At 68.8% G+C, this 15,201-nt stretch carries 16 protein-coding genes and 1 pseudogene; 5 read left to right on the forward strand and 12 right to left on the reverse strand.

Going from position 1 to position 15,201, the window contains the following annotated elements; genetic code table 11:
- Nucleotides 1-37: 37 nt before the first annotated feature.
- Nucleotides 38-634 carry a TetR/AcrR family transcriptional regulator gene (locus tag BLQ91_RS22680; RefSeq protein ID WP_090099537.1) on the forward strand — a complete coding sequence of 199 codons (597 nt, stop codon included), beginning with the start codon at nucleotides 38-40 and terminating at the stop codon, nucleotides 632-634.
- Here BLQ91_RS22680 and BLQ91_RS43820 read toward each other — a convergent pair.
- Entirely contained in the window at nucleotides 624-1,286 is a 663-nt protein-coding gene (locus tag BLQ91_RS43820; RefSeq protein WP_090099539.1) for a helix-turn-helix domain-containing protein, read from the reverse strand. The two genes, BLQ91_RS22680 and BLQ91_RS43820, sit on opposite strands and share 11 nt — an antisense overlap.
- 65 nt (nucleotides 1,287-1,351) lie before the next feature.
- Nucleotides 1,352-1,906 (reverse strand): TetR/AcrR family transcriptional regulator, encoded by a 555-nt coding sequence (locus BLQ91_RS22690; protein WP_090099541.1) that lies wholly within the window; start codon nucleotides 1,904-1,906, stop codon nucleotides 1,352-1,354.
- A gap of 85 nt (nucleotides 1,907-1,991) precedes the next feature.
- Here BLQ91_RS22690 and BLQ91_RS22695 point away from each other — a divergent pair, with 85 nt between their 5' ends.
- Entirely contained in the window at nucleotides 1,992-2,747 is a 756-nt protein-coding gene (locus BLQ91_RS22695) for a creatininase family protein (RefSeq protein ID WP_090099543.1), read from the forward strand.
- On the opposite strand, the gene BLQ91_RS22700 is transcribed toward BLQ91_RS22695, so the two are convergent.
- A complete protein-coding gene (locus BLQ91_RS22700; RefSeq protein ID WP_090099545.1) occupies nucleotides 2,728-4,065 on the reverse strand; it encodes an amidase in 1,338 nt (445 codons plus the stop codon). The genes BLQ91_RS22695 and BLQ91_RS22700 overlap by 20 nt on opposite strands.
- Nucleotides 4,052-4,240, reverse strand: a complete 189-nt coding sequence (locus BLQ91_RS22705; RefSeq protein ID WP_218130379.1) for a hypothetical protein — start codon at nucleotides 4,238-4,240, stop codon at nucleotides 4,052-4,054. Before BLQ91_RS22705 ends, BLQ91_RS22700 begins: the two co-directional genes overlap by 14 nt.
- 250 nt (nucleotides 4,241-4,490) lie before the next feature.
- Here BLQ91_RS22705 and BLQ91_RS22710 point away from each other — a divergent pair, with 250 nt between their 5' ends.
- The gene (locus tag BLQ91_RS22710; protein WP_245733743.1) at nucleotides 4,491-5,210 is read left to right on the forward strand and encodes an MBL fold metallo-hydrolase; all 720 of its coding nucleotides are present in this window, start codon (nucleotides 4,491-4,493) and stop codon (nucleotides 5,208-5,210) included.
- 873 nt (nucleotides 5,211-6,083) lie between these two features.
- Here the strand turns inward: BLQ91_RS22710 and BLQ91_RS22715 are convergent.
- From BLQ91_RS22715 to BLQ91_RS22725, 3 genes are all read right to left on the reverse strand, one after another.
- A complete protein-coding gene (locus BLQ91_RS22715) occupies nucleotides 6,084-6,674 on the reverse strand; it encodes an ABC transporter permease (RefSeq protein ID WP_090099547.1) in 591 nt (196 codons plus the stop codon).
- A 267-nt stretch (nucleotides 6,675-6,941) separates the two neighbouring features.
- Complete coding sequence (locus BLQ91_RS22720; protein ID WP_090099549.1) at nucleotides 6,942-7,979, reverse strand: medium chain dehydrogenase/reductase family protein; 1,038 nt, start codon at nucleotides 7,977-7,979, stop codon at nucleotides 6,942-6,944.
- Nucleotides 7,980-8,500: 521 nt separating this feature from the next.
- Nucleotides 8,501-8,905 carry a Dabb family protein gene (locus BLQ91_RS22725; protein WP_090099551.1) on the reverse strand — a complete coding sequence of 135 codons (405 nt, stop codon included), beginning with the start codon at nucleotides 8,903-8,905 and terminating at the stop codon, nucleotides 8,501-8,503.
- 124 nt (nucleotides 8,906-9,029) lie between these two features.
- On the opposite strand from BLQ91_RS22725, the gene BLQ91_RS22730 reads away from it, so the two are divergent.
- The gene (locus BLQ91_RS22730; RefSeq protein ID WP_090099553.1) at nucleotides 9,030-9,668 is read left to right on the forward strand and encodes a TetR/AcrR family transcriptional regulator; all 639 of its coding nucleotides are present in this window, start codon (nucleotides 9,030-9,032) and stop codon (nucleotides 9,666-9,668) included.
- Nucleotides 9,669-10,304: 636 nt separating this feature from the next.
- On the opposite strand, the pseudogene BLQ91_RS43825 reads toward BLQ91_RS22730, so the two are convergent.
- The 5 genes and pseudogenes from BLQ91_RS43825 to BLQ91_RS22755 all read right to left on the reverse strand — a co-directional run bounded on the left by BLQ91_RS43825 (nucleotide 10,305) and on the right by BLQ91_RS22755 (nucleotide 14,772).
- Nucleotides 10,305-11,272: pseudogene (locus BLQ91_RS43825) on the reverse strand (FAD binding domain-containing protein).
- Nucleotides 11,269-11,772 carry a 2Fe-2S iron-sulfur cluster-binding protein gene (locus BLQ91_RS22740; RefSeq protein ID WP_090099555.1) on the reverse strand — a complete coding sequence of 168 codons (504 nt, stop codon included), beginning with the start codon at nucleotides 11,770-11,772 and terminating at the stop codon, nucleotides 11,269-11,271. Before BLQ91_RS22740 ends, BLQ91_RS43825 begins: the two are co-directional and overlap by 4 nt.
- 94 nt (nucleotides 11,773-11,866) lie before the next feature.
- Nucleotides 11,867-12,490, reverse strand: coding sequence for an NADPH-dependent FMN reductase (locus BLQ91_RS22745; RefSeq protein ID WP_245733745.1), 624 nt, complete (start codon nucleotides 12,488-12,490; stop codon nucleotides 11,867-11,869).
- Nucleotides 12,468-13,220 (reverse strand): SDR family NAD(P)-dependent oxidoreductase, encoded by a 753-nt coding sequence (locus BLQ91_RS22750; RefSeq protein ID WP_090099559.1) that lies wholly within the window; start codon nucleotides 13,218-13,220, stop codon nucleotides 12,468-12,470. The genes BLQ91_RS22745 and BLQ91_RS22750 overlap by 23 nt, the downstream gene beginning before the upstream one ends.
- A gap of 31 nt (nucleotides 13,221-13,251) precedes the next feature.
- Nucleotides 13,252-14,772, reverse strand: a complete 1,521-nt coding sequence (locus BLQ91_RS22755; protein ID WP_245733746.1) for an amidohydrolase family protein — start codon at nucleotides 14,770-14,772, stop codon at nucleotides 13,252-13,254.
- 66 nt (nucleotides 14,773-14,838) lie between these two features.
- Between BLQ91_RS22755 and BLQ91_RS22760 the strand changes: the two genes are divergently transcribed.
- Nucleotides 14,839-15,201 (forward strand): TetR/AcrR family transcriptional regulator (locus tag BLQ91_RS22760; protein ID WP_176959907.1); only part of this gene is annotated, 363 nt, incomplete at its 3' end.

Genomic DNA, 15,201 nt, shown 5'->3' on the forward strand with positions numbered 1-15,201 from the left:
AATTCGACCGAGACCAAGTTTGGCGTAGGCTGGGGGTATGAGTGACTCGGGCCGCCGCCCTGCGGGCTTGCGGGAGCGCAAGAAGGCAGCCACCCGCAAGGCGATCGCCGAGACGGCGCTGCGGCTGTTCCTGGCGCACGGCTACGAGCAAGTGAGCATCCGGCAGATCGCCGAGGCCGCCGACGTCTCCGTGTCGACGCTGTTCAACTACTTCCCCGGCGGCAAGGAAGCGCTGGTCTTCGACGACGAGACGGACAACGAGACGGCGCTGATCGCCGCCGTGACCGACCGGCCGCCGAGCCGGACGATCACCGAAGCCCTCCGGATCCACCTGGCCGGCTTCGCCACGAAGCCGGCCAGTCCCGGATCCCGGTTCGCCGAGTTCCAAGCGTTCGTGCAGCGGACGCCGGCCCTGCGGGAGTACGGCCGCACGATGTGGCTACGCCATGAGGAGGCACTGGCCCGCGCTATCGCCGCCGAGTCCGGCCGGCCCGCGGACGATCTGACGTGCGCGGCCCTCGCTCGCTTCGCCCTGGAAGCGGTGGCCCTCGCCCGCTCCCACCCCGACCCGGCCGCGGCCTTCACCAAGGCCTGGGAACTGCTCGACCGCGGCTGGGCAGCGATCACCGCATGAGCCGGGAGCGCGACTCAGCCGGGATCCACCGGCAATAGATCAGGAGGCGACTGCTGGGGCCGGGACAGCGCGTGCTCCGCTTCTCGGCTCGCGAGGCTGAATACGGTATGTCTCTGGCTGGCATGCACAGCAGAGCGCCAGTTCTCGGGGGAACCGCAGGACTGCGTTTACGGGCCAGATGGTCCTGCACGACGCGAGGGAGCTCGGCGTCGGCCGCGAGTATGCGGACTTTCGGCCGCGGCCGGCGGGCATCGGCACGGCGCCGGGCGGCGTATGGACGGTAGCCCCCGCTGGGCTGGTGGGCGTTGCGCCGCAGTTCCCTGCTCACCGTCGCGGGATCGCGGCCCAGCTCGGTGGCGATCTGACGGATTGTGGCGCCGGTGCGGCGGCGGTCGGCGATGACGACGCGTTCGTCCTCGTTCAGAAACCGGCCCCGCACAACAGAAGGAGCCGCCGAGGTTATCGGCGGCGCCCCTGCCGCACGGCCCGACGGGATACGCCCGTTGCGCCACCGTTTGCCGGTCCGGACATTGACCCCGACGATCTTGCCTGCTTCGCGATTACTGACGCACGAGCGCAAGATAGACCTTGCGCTCGCGCGTCGGGCGCCTACGGCCCTGGCTGATCGACCGTCCCGGATCTCGAAGTCCATCGCATCCCCTGAACTGGGGTGTTGCGACGACTCCTAGAACCCAAGCCTTCTGGGGCCATCCCGGCTCAGCCGAGGAGGTCGTCCACCAGGCGGCGCGCGTATGCGGGGTCGAGCAAGCCGGGACGGAACAGGATGCGGTACATCATCGGTGCCACCACGCCGTCGAGCACCCTCTCCACGTCCGGCACCGGCTCCCCGCGTTCCGCCGCCCTGCCGAGGATCACGTCGATCTGGTCGGCCGCGTACGCCGAGCACTGACCGGCGTTGCTCCCGTCCGGATCACCGAGCAGCGCGTCGCGGATGTAGGCACGCCCCGGCGGTGAGGACATCTCGTCGAGGAACTGCTCGGCCCACGCTTCCAGGTCGGCTTCGAGGCCACCCCGGTTCTCCGGCGGGACCTCCGGCCGCAGCCGCTCCACCGCGACGTCGGAGAGCAGCTCGCGCAGGTCACCCCAGCGGCGGTAGATCGTCGACGGCGTGACTCCGGCTCGCGCCGCGATCTGCGGCACGGTCAGCGCCTCGCGCCCGCTTTCGGCCTCCAGCTCACGGACGGCGGCGTGCACCGCCTCCTGGACCCTGGCGCTGCGGCCACCGGGGCGCACCATCGGCCTTCGACTCATGTCCTCACCTTAAAGCAAACATGTTGCGTCAAGCGTCCGGCCACCTTAAGCTTCTTAAAGCTAATTATTTGCTTTAGGAGGTACCGTGTCCGAGCACCGCTGGAACCGCCTGACCGCACCGGAACTGCGCGACCTGGCAGCCCGGGACGCGCTCGTGCTGCTGCCCGTCGGGTCGACCGAGCAGCACGGCGCCCACCTGCCCACCGGAGTGGACGACTTCCTCGCCGCGGAAGTCTGCACCCGGGCCGCCGCACTGGTGAGCGACCGCGTGCCGGTGGTGGTGGCGCCGTCGACGTGGTGTGGACTGGCCGAGCACCACATGGCCTTCGGCGGCACGCTGACGCTGTCGCTGTCCACCTTGCACGCCCTGCTGCGGGATCTGTGCCGTTCCGTGCTGCGGGCCGGGTTCGGGCGGATCCTGCTCGTCAACGGCCACGGCGGCAACGCGACCGCCCTGCACGCGCTCGCCACCGAGCTGACCGCCGAGCTGGGCACCGGCATCGCGGTCACCAGCTACTTCACCACCGGAGCCGCGGTGATCGCGCGGACGCTGGAAACCCAGCGCCAGCTGATGCACGCCTGCGAGGGCGAAACGTCGATGATGCTGGCCGCGTTCCCGGAGCTGGTTCGCAGGGAGCTCCTGCCGCACGCGGTCGGCCCGGAGATCGCGCTGCAGCACGAAGATCCGGCGCCGGTGCACCACCCGACGCCCTTCGAGCGCATCGCACCCGCCGGCATCGCCGGGGATGCGCGCACCGCCACCGCGGCCAAGGGGGAGGCCCTCCTCGACGGGTGCGCGCGTGCCCTGGCCGACGAGCTCCTCAGCTTCCCGCGAGCGTGAGCGGCCGTTCGCAGGCACGCCCCGCCCGCAGCAGGAGCGACTCGGCCAGCGGTCGTCCCAGCAGCTGCAAGCCGATGGGCAGACCGGCCCGGTCAGTCCCCACCGGCACCGTCAGCGCCGGCACGCCGGTGATGTTGGCGGGCGCCGACAGCCGCACGTAGGCGTCGGACACGCTCTCCGTCGTGCCGTCCGGCCAGGTGACGGTCTCCTGCCCGGCCGGCACCGCCGTCATCGGAACAGCCGGGGCCGCGATCACGTCGACCTGCTCCAGCATGCGCAGCCACTCCCGCCGCAGCAGCGTGCGGGCCCGGCGAGCCCGCAGGTGGTCACCGGCGGACAGCAGCTCACCGGCTTCGAGGAGGACGCGGACGTCGGCCGCGTACAGCTCGGGGGCCGTCCGCAGCGTCCGCTCGTGGTAGGCGGTGGCCTCCGGGACCATCAGACCCCATTGAACCGCCTGGACGTAGCGCGTCATCGGGATCTCCACCTCGACCAGCCGGGCGCCGAGCGACTCCAGCCGTTCGATCGCCCGGCGCACAACGGTTTCCACTTCGGGGTCCACGTGGTCGAAGTAGTAGTTGCGCGGCACGCCCACGCGCAGTCCGGCCACATCTCCGTCCACGGCGGACGGCTCGCCCCCGGTCAGGGCCGGTAGGACGAGCGCGGCGTCCTCGACCGTGCGGGTGAGCGGACCGACGTGGTCCAGCGACCAGGACAACGGGACCACTCCGTCCCGCGGCACCAGGTCGTACGTCGGTTTCAGGCCGACGACCCCGTTCAACGCGGCGGGCACGCGGATGGAGCCACCGGTGTCGGTCCCCAGCGCGAACGCCGCCGTGCCCGCCGCCACGGCGACGGCCGACCCGCCGCTGGACCCCCCGGCGATCCGTCCGGCGTCGCGCACGTTCGCGGTCTGCGGGGTGATCAGCCCGTAGGCGAACTCGTGCGTGTGGGTCTTGCCCACCAGCACCGCGCCCGCGCCGGTCAGGCGCGCCGCCACCGCGCTGTCGGCGTCGGCGCGGTGCCCTGCCCGGACGCGCGAGCTCCCGCTGGTCGGCAGGCCGGCGACGTCGACCATGTCCTTGAGGGCCATCGGCATCCCGTGGAGCGGACCGCGAAGCGTCCCCGCCGCGATGTCGCGCTCAGCCTGCCGGGCCGCCGCCCGCGCCCGGTCCGCAGTCACCGTGACGTAGGCGTTGAGGCGGGGTTCGACCTCCTCCAGGCGTGTCAGCACCGAGTCGAGGAGCTCGACGGGGGACAGCTCGCGGGCGCCCACGGCGCGCGAGGCCGCGGCGAGGGTCAGTTCATGCGGTCGCATCGGTCTCTCCCGCGTGGAACGGTGCCGTGTCCCCGAGGTCCAGCTCTCGCAGGACTGAGACGACGGAGTGGATGTGGTCGGCCGTGGCGGCCACGACGGCGTGGCGGTCATTGGGTAGGGACAGCCCGGCACGGGCGGCCCAGCGCGCCGCTTCCCCCGGCGTGAGGCTGGACATCGACACCTCCAAAGGCTAAGACTTTGCTTTAGTCGAGACTAAGCCCTACCGTGGCTTAAAGCAAACAAGTTGCTTTAGCGTGAGAGGAAGGCATGACCACCTCGACGTGGACCATCGGCGAGATGACCGTGCACCGGGTGGACGAGGTGCTGCTGCCGCCCGCCACCGGCCCCTGGCTGCTGCCGGGGGCGACCCCGGAGGTCGTCGCCGGGCACGACTGGCTCCGCCCCGACCTCGCCGGGACGACGGAGTGCTGCGCCTCGCCAGCCACAGCTTCGGAGTGTCGGCGGGAGGACTGCGCATCCTCGTGGACACCGGGATCGGCAACGGCAAGCAGCGCGCGAACCCGGCGTGGCACGGCCTGCGCACCGGCTACCTGGACCGGCTCGCCGAGGCCGGCTTCGCGCCGGAGTCGGTCGACCTGGTCGTGCTCACTCACCTGCACACCGACCACGTCGGCTGGAACACCCGGATGGACGGCGGCACCTGGGTGCCCACGTTCCCGCACGCGCGCTACCTGACCTCGCGGGTGGAGCGGGAGTTCTGGGCCGGCTGCGCGATGGACGAGCCGCGCCGGCAGATGTTCCGCGACTCGGTGCTGCCGGTCGAGGACGCGGGCCAGCTCGACCTCGTCGACGTCCCTGCGGACGGCACCGAGGTGGCACCAGGGGTGCGCCTGGTGCCCACACCGGGCCACACACCGGGGCACGTCGCGGTGCGGCTGGACAGCGGCGGGCAGACGGCACTGATCACCGGCGACTGCGTGCACCACCCGGTCCAGGTGCCGCGACCGGACATCACCAGCTGCGCGGACGTCGACCCCGCGCTCGCGGAGAGCACCCGCCGCGACCTGCTCACCTCGCTCGCCGGGACCGGAACCCTGGTGCTGGGCACGCACTTCCCACCGCCGACGGCCGGGCAAGTCGTCGTTGACGACGAAGGTCTGCGCTGGGTGCCGATCGGGTCCTGACCGCTCGGCCGCTCCGGCCTCCGGCCATGACTCCCGTGTTCATCTGAACACGGGAAGTCATAGCCGGGAGGAGAGCAGTAACAGCGAGTTACCTCGCAATGCGGGATACGTCACGTGCTCGGCGTGTAGCACGACGGGAAGGGCTCGTCGAGCGCATCGCCGCGCGACAGATTCCGTCCCAGCTCCACTCCACCGCCGCGCGCGGCGGCCCAACTCGAACGGCGACCTGCTCGCGCAACTCAACGCCGAACCCGCGCCCACTCCCTGGCCAACGTCGAGTACACCGGCGACCTCGTCACCGACTCCAGCACCGAACTCGACGCGCTCGCGATCGGATTCCGCGAACGCACCGGGCGCCAGGACGAACGGTTCCGCCTCGCCACCGACGCCGACTACTGGTTCGTCCTGTGCTTCCGCGGCCATGAGAAGAAGGCGCCTACGCCCGGCTCTATGCACATCGGAGACACCTACCTCGACGGCCAAGCCGCCGCCGTGATCCTCGGCGCCGGCCTACCCAACACCACCACCGATGACCGAGACGAGTGATCAGGATGTTTCGCCGCTTCGCGGTGGGCCACCGAACCCAGACCAGCACCTGATCGACAGCAAGCAGCAGTGGCTCGCACAGTGTTCGGGCACGGTCTTGCCGAAGCCCACGCGGTAAGGGCCGGGCCGCGCTGCTCGGCGCGTTCAGTGGGTCGGGGTCAGAAGTCGGTCCAACTCATCACAGCGACATCGACCACCACTTGGTCTCTAACGGACTGGACAAGTGCCTCAGCAGCGAGAGAACCTGATGCTGCGAAACGGCCGACCACGTGAGTTCGTGCCGTGGCGATGTGGGCTGCGCCTCGGTGTGGCTGCAGCGGCAGAGTCTCACATGGCGAGGACGGCCAGCCGACGACGCTCCAGGAACGCTGCCAGCACGTAGGCTCCGCCGCCCGCCACGGCGAGCACACCGAAGAAGCCTGCTCCGGGAACGAACAGAGCTGCGGCGGCGACTAGTGCTAGCCAGGTGCCCAGGTTGTAGTGCAGGGCGTTGCCGCGAATGGCGCCCTCCGCGATGTAGATCAGGCCGACGACGATGGCTGAGCCGGCGGGCCAGAGCACGGTCTGCAACTCCGGCTTGTCGAACACCGTGCTCAAGCCGGTGACCGCCAAAGCCAGCGCGGCGAATCCGGTGGCCCAGGCGATGCCGACGAGTTTCTCAGCTCGTCGCCGCACTTCGGAGGCGAACCGCTGGGCGCGCAGCGACGCGGTCATCGCGAAGATCACGCCGGTGAGGATGCCTGTGGCCAGCAATGCGATTGGCAGCCACGAAGGCATGATGACAAGGTCCCCTTTGGACAGCAGCGCCGCGCCGTGACCGAAGAAGTAGGCGAATGCGAAGCCCAGGTAGGCCGCGCGGTTGTCGACTTCGTCGGAGGGAACGGCGACCGCGGCACGGACAACGGCAGGGTTGATCATGAGGACTCCTGGAAGGTCAGATGGAGGAATTGCTCAGCGGGATGCCCTGACGAAGAACTGGAGCGGGCAGCTGATCGAGGTGTACTGGTCGCCAGCTGCGCCAGCTCAACCAGGACGTAACGGCGCACCCGGGCGAGAGGCCCCGGAGGGAACAGCCGCAGAGCAGGTTCGGGACTTGCTGTGCGGGCGCTGAGGTGCGCCGCTGACAGATCGACGAGGTCGGTGCTCGCGTCGGGGGACGAGTCGCGGGGTCGCGGAGTGGTCCGTTCACTGCTCCGCGATGATGACGACCTTGCCCAGCACCGTGCGCGACTCCGCCAGGGCCAGTGCGGCAGAAGCCTCTGCCAACGGGAAGCGCGCGGCGATGTGCGGCGTCAGCGCACCAGCCGCGACCAGGCGCAGCACCTGCGTGAGGTCTTCGGCGAGGCGGGCGCGGAACACGGCCGGGCGGAGTCGCTTGCCGGCCCAGAAGTTGTAGAAGCCCGCGCGCCTGCCGTTGGGCAGTGCGTTCCAGATCATCAGGCGGCCGAACACCTTGAGCACCGGCAGCGACGCGTTTCCCGGCTCGTCCTTCGTCGCGGCCGAGCCGTAGCTGATCAGCGCGCCACCACGGCGCAGCAGTCGCCAAGAGTCATGCACCGTGGGACCACCGACGTGGTCGAACACCGCATCCACGCCCTCGGGCGCGAGCTCGTGGATCTTGTTGTACATGGCCGGGTCGCGGTAGTCGACGGGAACGGCACCCAGCTCCCGGACGGCGTCGTGGTGGCGTGCTGAAGCCGTGCCGATCACCCTGATGCCGGCATGACGGGCCAGCTGCACCAACGTCGACCCGACGCCGCCGTTCGCACCCAATACGACGATGGTGTCGCCGCGCTTCACCTTCGCAGCTCGGTACAACATCTGCCATGCTGTGACGCCGTTGAGCACCACAGCCACGGCCACGGCGGCGTCGATGTCGTCCGGCACCGGAACCAGGTCCGCAGCCTCGACGATCAGCCGACTCGCCCACCCTCCGATCTTGGTGACCGCGGCAAATCGTTTCCCGCGCAGTCCGCGGTCGACGCCGGGCCCGGTTCCCACGACCGTGCCGACCACGTCGTACCCAGGCACGAAGGGGAATGAGGGCTGATCGTAGTACTTGCCCACGCGCATCTGCTGTTCAGCGAAGGAGACGCCTGTGGCCTCCATGCGCAGGACGACCTGGCCCGCTGCCGGCGCGGGTAGATCGCGGGCCTGGACCAGCAGACCAGCGGGCTCGACGACGCCCGGCAGGACGATTTCAGTGGTGGAGGTGATGCTCATGGTGACTCCTTGAAACCCGATTCGTGCTTGCAGAGGTGAACTGGCGAACGAGGGTGACGACGAACGCGCGGTCGCGCTTCGACCTCAGGGCGCGGAAACACGTGACCAGCAACGTCCCGGATGGACTGCGATCAGGCGCACCTGCGGTTCTGCGGAAGCGCGTTCGGCGTCATGAGCCTCTTGGGTTTTCAGACCTCGATCGCGGACTACGTTCGCGGCTGGTCTCCCGGCGCAACCCGTGACCGGGTGCTGTACAAGGTGGTTCGGCCCGACCGGCTTCCTCGCGGTTGGCCTGGACCTGAATGAAACAGCTCGTGCGTAATGATTTGACTCTGTCTTGTGCCGGCTCCGTTTGGTGCGGTGCTTCGGCTTCGGTTGGCCGTTGGCGGGTCTGGTCGTCCAGTGCGACCGCACCCGTCCGGCCACCTCGCCGATCACGATCTGGTTCTGCACCTCGTCGGCCAACCGCTATGCGGTCAACCGGCGGTATCGCCGGTGACCGCGTCCAGGGCGTGTCCGGGTCAGTCGTCCAGGCCGGCGCCGACGAAGGTCGGCACTTCGGCGATCTTCGCGGCGACGTCCGGATTGTGCTCGTTGCGGCGCCGGTGCAGCTCCTGGATCTTGGAGTACAGCTCGGGGTCGTCGTCGTCGCTGATGTCGAAGATTTCGAGCCGCTCGGCCAGGTGCAGTCCGATGCGGTCGGTCTCGTAGGTGGACGGATGGGTCAGGTACGCGAAGAGACCGTCGAGGTCTTCGACAGCGAAAACCGCGCTGTACTCAAAGTCGCCTCCGTGGTCACGGCCCACCAGGAACGACTTGACGGCGGGGTTCGAGCGGCCCTGATTGCGCCATGACTCCAGCGCTTCCTCGATCTGTTCGGGCGTCGCCGTGGCCTTCAAGGTGGCTCGATTGATGTGGTAGATCATTGCTCACGCCTCACTTCTAACGTTGTTTGATTTTCTAACGTCGTTAGACTAGGCACGGCTTCGGGCTGCTGTCAAGATTGGCATGTCCGGTGTTCGAGCGATCCACCGAAAGCGAGCGACGACCATGGCCACGAGCACGAGGCGGGCCCTCGAACGAGCACGCATCCGCGAACAGATCATCGAAACCGCGTTGGGCATCCTCGAGTCCGAGGGGGTGGCAGCCCTGACCGTCCGGCGAATCGCGACTGACATCGAGTACGCCGCGCCCATCGTCTACCAGTACTTCGCCAACAAGGACGCGCTCGTGCTGGAGCTCGTCACGCGCGGTTACCAGCTCCTGCAGAACGACATGCGGCTCGCCTCCGAGGAACCCGACATCGACCGGCGGATACTGCGACTCGCGTCCGAGTACGTCCGGTTCGCCGGTGAGCACCCGCATCTCTACAAGATCATGAACGACACCACGGTGGATGCGAACGCACGCCAGCGCGCGGCCCAACCGGGCACCGAAATCCTCAAGGAACTACTCGCCTGCTGGGCGAGCGAGCACGACGTGGTGCTGGCCGACTTCGGCGAAGCCTGCGAGATCGTTTGGGGGATGCTCTACGGGATCGCCTCGCTCGGCCACCTCGGCACCATCGGCAACGAGCGTGCCAGGCGGCTTGCTGTGCAAGCCTTTCGCGCGATTCTTTCCGGCTGGTCGAACGAAGTACCGGGAATGAGCAGCCCGTACGGGGGTCATTCCACGCAGACGCGCACTTGAGCGCAGCTGCTCGTCGGAAAGTGGTTGCAGGGCTAGACGCTCTTGACGACGCCGGCGAGGCAGCAGCCTCCCAACCACCCTGGGGACGCTGTTGCCCTGGCGTAGCAAGCCGACGCGAGCCCACAGCGGCACCACCGCAGGATCAGGGGCGAGCCGACTCGGATGGAACACCGGATCAGCCTCAGCACGGACAACAGACGGCGTGTGCACGATCGATCACCATGACGGTGTTGTCGTGCGGATGTGGCGGCTTCGGGTCGGCAGCCAGGCGAACGGACGGTGACTCCCAGTGCCGGATCTCGCGACAGCACGAGGTCGCGACGGTGACGATGCGCTGGTCCTCGCTCTCGACGAGACACCAGGCCACCTGATCCGCCGTGCGCGGTGTCCAGTGATGTGACGCGCCCCTTCGCAATGGTGCTGAAGCGCAGCGCCGCGTACACCATTCCGTCCATGACGTGCTCGGCGGCGAACCGCGCCTCACCCCGCACCTTCGAAGGTCCGTCGAGACGCCGCCGCGGTGTGCCGACGAGTCCTTTCTCGACCTGCAACACCGGGTCGGGCCCGGCGCTGGGCGTCCAGCCGTCGGGCACCACCGCGACGGCGCTCTGCCTTCCTGGGGCGGTCATGCCGGCCTCAGCTCGGCGAGTGCGCCAGCACGGTCACGATCGTGCGGCGAGCCAGTTCCACCTTGAAAGCGTTGCCGTCGAACGGTTGCGCGCCGGCCAGCTCGGCATCCGCGGCAGCGACGAACGCGGCCGTCGTGGGCGGGCCTCGCGCAGCAGTTCTTCGGCCTTTCGAGCCCGCCACGGCTTGGGTGCGACCCCGCCCAGCGCGAGGCGTGCGCTTACGATCGTGTCGCCGTCGAGCTCGAGCCCGGCGGCCACGGAGACGAGGGCGAACGCGTAGCTGGCCCGGTCGCGGACCTTGCGGTACGCCGAGCGCGCGGCGAAACCCGCCGGCGGGAGTTCGCCCGCGGTGATGAGCTCGCCGGGTTCGAGCGTCGTCTCGAGGTCCGGACGATCACCGGGGAGCCGGTGCAGGTCCGTCAGCGCGACACGGCGCTCGCCCGACGTGCCGGCCACGTGCACGACGGCGTCCAGCGCGACCAAGGCCACGGCCATGTCCGACGGATGGGTGGCCGCACACGCCGGCGAACTGCCCAAGATCGCGAGATTGCGAGTGTGGCCCTCCCCCCGCGTCGCAGCCAGAACCCGGATCGCGCTTGTTGCAGCGGGAGCCGTCGCCGTCGTAGAAGTACGGGCAGCGGGTGCGCTGCACCAGGTTGCCGCCGACGGTCGCCATGTTGCGGATCTGCCCGGAAGCGCCGGCGACGATCGGGCGAGCGAGCACCGGGTACCTCTCCCGAACCGCCCGGTGCTCCGCCACGGCGGTGTTGCGGGCCGCCGCGCCGATCAGCAGGCCGCCGCCGTCGGTCTGCCGGATGTCCTTCGACAAGCCGGTCACGTCGACGAGCCGCGAGGGGTTCTCGATCCCCTGGCGCATCAGGTCGACGAGGTTCGTCCCGCCGCCGAGGTAGCGTGCTCGCCCGCTGCCCGCGAGCCGGCCACGTCGACGGCGCGGGAGTACTCGAACTCGATCACGTGTCCAGCCCTCCGCACACGTCGGCGATCGCCGCGACGATGCCGTTGTGGGCCCCGCACCGGCAAAGGTTCCCGCTCATCCGCTCACGCAGCTCCTCGCGGGCGAGCGCGATGCCGCCGGCGGCCACGTCCTCCGTGACGTTGCTCGGCACACCCCGCGCCACTTCTCGAGCCATTCCGATCGCGGAGCAGATCTGGCCCGGGGTGCAGTAGCCGCACTGGAGGCCTTCGTGTTCGACGAAGGCCTCCTGCAACGGGTGGAGCGCTTCCCCGTCGGCGAGGCCTTCGATCGTGGTCACCACACGGCCGTCGTACTGCGCGGCCAGAGCCAGGCACGACACGATCCGATCCCCGTCGACCTGAACGGTGCACGCTCCGCACGCCCCCTGGTCGCACCCCTTCTTCGTGCCGTGGAGACCGAGGTGCTCCCGGAGGAAGTCCAGCAGGGAAACGCGGGCGTCGATCGGGCGCTGCTCCTTCGAGCCGTTCACGACGATCACCCGGCTTCATTCTTCATTTCACTGAAGTCCACTATCGACGCCTTCTCCGGACTCATGACCGATTCTTGGAAACGAAAGCGCACGGCTCGTGGGATCAGCTGACCGCTCGCGCCGACGCCAGCGTCACGTTGAGCGCCTCCAGCTCGGCGAACATCGAGGTCGCCGCCGCGTGCATCTGCGCGTTGGGCACGAGCTCCCCGTTCGCGTCCAACATGTCGAAGACGAACGGGATGTGAACCGAGGTGCGTACCGTCACCATCTGCAGAGCGCTGGTCACCTGCTGGAGCTGCTGGACTGATCGCGTCCCGGCGGCGACACCACCGTAGGAGACAAATCCGAGAGGCTTGTTCCGCCATTCGTGATACAGGTAGTCCAGCGCGTTCTTCAGCGGAGCCGGATAACCGAAGTTGTACTCGGCCGTGACGAGCACAATGGCATCAGCGCTGTCGACGATCGCGCTCCATTCGAGCGCGTGCGGGGTCGTGTAGTTGCGCAGCGCGGGATGGTCCGGCTCGTCGAGGAACGGGAGCGCGAGCTCGGCGAGGTCGACGAGCTGGACGTCGAAGCGCCCGTCCGCGACCGCCAGCTTCGAGAACCAGCCGGCCACCGGCAACCCGATCCGGCCCGGACGCGTGCTGCCAATGATGATCAAGAGCTTGGGCATGACCCCTCCAGGATCGAGAGTTCGGCCGCCATCACCACATGGTGAGGCCGCCATCGACGTTGAGCGTCTGGCCGGTGATGAAAGCGGCGTCGTCGGATGCGAGGAAGAAGACCGAGCCGACGACGTCGTCGGGGACCTCGTCGCGGTGGAAGGAACGCATGTTGCGTTGCATCGCCAGCAAGGGCTCCGGCAGGACCGCGGCAGCCGCGGGCGTCACGACCAGCCCGGGGGTGACGAGGTTGACGGTGATCGGGTAGTCGTTGCCGAGCTCGCGGGCCAGGACCCGCGTCAGGCCCATGACGCCGGCCTTCGAGGCGATGTAGTGCGCCTGCATCGGAACGCCGAAGAACATTCCGCCGGACCCGATGTTGATGATGCGCCCGCGCTCGCTCTGCTTGATCAGCGGAAGAAGAGCCTGGACGGTGTAGAAGGTGCCGCTGAGGTTGACCTCGACGACCTGGCGCCATTCCTCACCCGAGATCTTCTCGAAGGGCGTCTGGGGGAAGTGTCCGGCAGCGTTGATCAGGACGTCGACGGTGCCCAGCCGTTCCCGCGCGGCTTCCGCCAGGTCGGCCAGGCTCGCCTCGTCGGAGACATCGGCGGGGAAGGTGTGCAGCGACGGGTTCGCGCCGTCGGAGTCCCAACGGGTACGCCACTCGTCGAGCGTCTCCTGGTACAGGTCACTGGCGAGTACGGTGTCTCCGTTCTGCAAGAACCGGTTGGTGATTTCGGAGCTGATGCCGCCGGCAGCCCCGGTGATCACGATGTTGCGTGCGGTGGTCATGTCTGTTTCCTTCGGTGGTGAGGTAGCCGTGTCATACGGTCGCCAGGGGCGTGGTCATCGCCCCTCGCCGCCAGACGGCACGCGTCGCGAGGGTGTCGGAGATGGATCCGGTGGGGTCACCGTCCACCAGGACCAGGTCGGCCCTGGCCCCTCGGCGGATCACGCCCCGATCTTCGAGCCCGAAGGCCTGAGCGGGGATGGACGTCGCGGAACGCAGTGCCTCGACGTTCGGCAGGCCTGCCTTGACGAGGAGTTGCAGCTCGTGGTGCAGGCTCGCGCCCTGGGCCAGTCCGCCGTGCTCTTCCTCGGCTCGCGCCGCGTCGGTTCCGGCGATGATGCGCACGCCGGAGCGGTAAAGCGCTTGCACCGTCTCCCGGGAGAACCGGTAGTCCCCTTCGGGGTAGGTGGTGAAGGAGCTGCGCAGCGCTCGCAGCCATTCCTCGCTCATGCGTGACGAGACGCGGCTGTCGGCCGCCAGGTCCTCGCCGCTCGTGCCCGTGATGGACCGGTTCAGCACCAGGCAGGGGATGACGAACACGCCGGCCCGTGCGATGGCGTTGACGATCTCGTCGGTCGGCGCCCGGTCGAGGAAGAGGTGGGCCAGTCCGTCGACGCCGACCCGCAGCATCTCCATCGTCGCGTCGTAGGTGAGCGCGTGGGCGACGACGAGCTTGCCGTGACCATGAGCTTCCCGCACCGCGGCGGCGAACACGTCCTCGGCGAGCTCCGGCAGGCCGGGCGCGTTCAGCACCGTGCCTTCCTCCGCCAGCAGTTTGATGAAGTCGGAACCTTCTCGCACCCGCTGGGCGATGAACGCCGGGAGCTCGTCGGGGTTCGCGAGGCCGGGCATGGGTGCCGCTTCGGGATGATGACTGCCGTCCGGTCCGATGAGCTTCTCCATGGGGACGAACAGTTCATTCGGGTGTCCGCAGACGGCGGTGAGCGGGAGCCCCGCCGACCTGATGTCGGCCAGCCGGTCGTCATCGGCGATCCGGGCGCGGTCCTCCGGGCTGCGCGGAGCGCCACCCATCTCCACGACGGTGGTCACACCGAACCTCACCGCCTGGGCGAGGCCATCGTCATCGGGATGGACGTGGGCGTCGATCAGGCCCGGCAGGAGCGTTCCACCGGCACCGTCGACAACCGTCGCCTCCGCCGGCGGCAGACCGTGCCCGATGTCGGTGATCACCCCGTCCAACACGGTCACCGTGGAGGCATCGACGACTGATTCGCCATCGAACACCTTCACGTCGCGGATGGCGTAGCTCCTGTGGGTCATGACGACGTGCCTCGACTTCCGACTTGGCGAACCAACTTGTGTGCGACCATACACATGATGTGTTTCGTTGTACACATGCCACTCCCGGTGGCGTTCTCCCTGGTCGCGTCTCCCGAGATCAAGTTCGGCGCCGCCGACGTCGACCGGACACACGAAGGCCCACGCACGCGATATCACGAGGACTGGCACGCAGGGCGACGAGAACTCGATCCGCGGCCTTTCGGTGCATCGCCGATGGCGGCTGGCTCCCGTGCGCACGATCGGCGCGATCACGCGTCGGGCAACGGCAGGCATGTGTAGACTCACGCCGTTGTGTCTGACCATACACATACCTCGGGAGTGGCCACGAAATCCACGGAGGACAAGCAGCCGTCCCGGCCGCGGAACGCGGCCGGGACGCGGGAACAGCTCCTGAAGGCCGCGGCTCCGCTGTTCGCGCGCAACGGGTACGAGGCGACAACCGTGAGCCAAATCGCCCAGGCCGCAGGCTTTTCGGCGAATCTGGTGACCCGGTACTTCGGTGGCAAGGAGGGCTTGTTCCTCGCGGCGATGGAAACCCGGCTGAACCTGGATTCGACGTTGCCGGGCAGCATCGACAGCCTCGGACAGCGGCTGGCCGATCGGATCGTCGACCGGTGGGAGCGGCAAGGCGACGCCGACCCCCTGCTGGCCCTGCTGCGCTCGGCCTCTTCCCGCCCGGCG

It is taken from the genome of Lentzea jiangxiensis (assembly GCF_900104175.1).
Taxonomy (GTDB): Bacteria; Actinomycetota; Actinomycetes; order Mycobacteriales; family Pseudonocardiaceae; genus Lentzea; species Lentzea jiangxiensis.

What these genes read in the sequence shown, in the direction of transcription:
- BLQ91_RS22680 (WP_090099537.1), top strand. Translation starts at nt 38, where the DNA reads ATGAGTGACTCGGGCCGCCGCCCTGCGGGCTTGCGGGAGCGCAAGAAG.
- BLQ91_RS43820 (WP_090099539.1), bottom strand. Translation starts at nt 1,286, where the DNA reads ATGGACTTCGAGATCCGGGACGGTCGATCAGCCAGGGCCGTAGGCGCC.
- BLQ91_RS22690 (WP_090099541.1), bottom strand. Translation starts at nt 1,906, where the DNA reads ATGAGTCGAAGGCCGATGGTGCGCCCCGGTGGCCGCAGCGCCAGGGTC.
- BLQ91_RS22700 (WP_090099545.1), bottom strand. Translation starts at nt 4,065, where the DNA reads ATGCGACCGCATGAACTGACCCTCGCCGCGGCCTCGCGCGCCGTGGGC.
- BLQ91_RS22705 (WP_218130379.1), bottom strand. Translation starts at nt 4,240, where the DNA reads ATGTCCAGCCTCACGCCGGGGGAAGCGGCGCGCTGGGCCGCCCGTGCC.
- BLQ91_RS22715 (WP_090099547.1), bottom strand. Translation starts at nt 6,674, where the DNA reads ATGATCAACCCTGCCGTTGTCCGTGCCGCGGTCGCCGTTCCCTCCGAC.
- BLQ91_RS22720 (WP_090099549.1), bottom strand. Translation starts at nt 7,979, where the DNA reads ATGAGCATCACCTCCACCACTGAAATCGTCCTGCCGGGCGTCGTCGAG.
- BLQ91_RS22725 (WP_090099551.1), bottom strand. Translation starts at nt 8,905, where the DNA reads ATGATCTACCACATCAATCGAGCCACCTTGAAGGCCACGGCGACGCCC.
- BLQ91_RS22730 (WP_090099553.1), top strand. Translation starts at nt 9,030, where the DNA reads ATGGCCACGAGCACGAGGCGGGCCCTCGAACGAGCACGCATCCGCGAA.
- BLQ91_RS22745 (WP_245733745.1), bottom strand. Translation starts at nt 12,490, where the DNA reads ATGGCGGCCTCACCATGTGGTGATGGCGGCCGAACTCTCGATCCTGGA.
- BLQ91_RS22750 (WP_090099559.1), bottom strand. Translation starts at nt 13,220, where the DNA reads ATGACCACCGCACGCAACATCGTGATCACCGGGGCTGCCGGCGGCATC.